1 protein-coding gene is annotated in these 1,471 nt (G+C 63.0%); it reads right to left on the bottom strand.

What is annotated here, in order from left to right:
• Window positions 1-255: 255 nt before the first annotated feature.
• On the bottom strand, window positions 256-1,365 hold the full coding sequence (locus tag AC0L2L_RS33280; RefSeq protein ID WP_473584011.1) for an IS110 family RNA-guided transposase: 1,110 nt from the start codon (window positions 1,363-1,365) through the stop codon (window positions 256-258).
• Between the last annotated feature and the right edge of the window lie 106 nt (window positions 1,366-1,471).

Consider the following 1,471-nt stretch of genomic DNA (forward strand, 5'->3'; position numbering starts at 1 on the left):
GCAGGAGGTCGCCCGATCCAAGGAACGGCTGCTCATTCTGATGAGCGCGCATGGGTGGAGGCGGAACTGAAGGACGTCGGTGATCAAGCTCTGATGCGCGGGTTGGCTACCGCATTCCCGATTGTGCGTCCGGGGCTGTTCCTATCTTACTGCGGGCGTCGGTCAATTTGCCGGCCACAAAGCGTCTGACGGGCATTCCCCTGCCGTGGTCCCGCCTCCGCCCATGCGCGAGGTGTACACTGCCGCGGCGAGCGATCAGGTGGAGCGTGCCTCCCTGGCGACGGCCCACATGAAGCCGACTAGTTCGCGGGCGATCGCCGTGCAGACCACCGTCGTTCGCTTGCCTCGCGCAACCAGCTTTCGATAGCGGGTCGTCAGGCGGGCCTGAGCCTTCCATGCGATCTCACGGACTTTCGGCGGTGCCTGCTCCAACCGGTACAGCTTCGCCTTGCCGATCCTGGGCGGATGTCGATAGGTCCAGGCGCTCTCGACCAGCATGTGGCGAACGCGGCCATTGCCTGCCTTGGTGATGCCGCCACGCCTGATTGTCTCTCCAGTCGATCGCTCGCCGGGAACGAGGCCGAGATAGCCCATGAGCTGGCGAGGGCTCTCAAAACGGCTTACGTCGCCGACCTCGGTGGCGAACGTCACGGCGACGATCAGATCGACCCCACGCAATGTCTGGAGCGCTCGCACGATCGGCGCCAGCGACCAGTTCGGGATGAACTCTTCGATCACACGCTCAAGCCGTTCCACACGCTCTTTCGAGACGCGCACCGCTTCGACCATTTCCTGGAGCGCGATCTGATGTGCAGGATAATCGAACCGCTGCTCCTGCAACCAACGCAGGTAGCGCATGGTCCAGTTCTTCGTGCGCGGATAGGCACGACCATGCTTGAGCATGAAAGCGCTCACCTGCTGGCGATGGACCCGCAGCGTCTCGACCGCGGCTGCCCGGGCGCGAACGAGATCTCGCATGGCTTCGTGATCTTCATCGGGAACCCATACCGCCGTCAGTTCACCGGCGCGCAGCAGCCTTGCCAATGAAAGAGCATCCCGGCGGTTCGTCTTCACCCGATCGCCAGGCTTCCTTGGAATCAGCGATGGCGCGACCACGGTGCATTCATGGCCAAGGGAACGGATCAGCCGGTAAAGGCCATAGCCGGTTGGGCCCGCCTCGTAGCAGAGGTGGATGCGATCGAACTTGGCGGCGATCCGTTGGATAACGCGGCGCATACTCGTATCCGATGCGTCGACCTCGCCGAAGAACCGAACCTCTCCCTCCCGGCCGGCTTCCGCAATCGCGATGGCATTCCTCAGCTTAGCGACATCGATTCCGACAAATGCTTCCCTATAATCTGCCACGGCTCGTCCTCCTGTGATGAGGATCGGCTCGGACCGCCCGAGCAACCCTCGGACGCGCAGTGTAGGGCGAGCCACCTCACCGGCAGAAGCGGACATACGGTCTTAC

The sequence above is a fragment of the Mesorhizobium sp. WSM4832 genome (assembly GCF_055811115.1).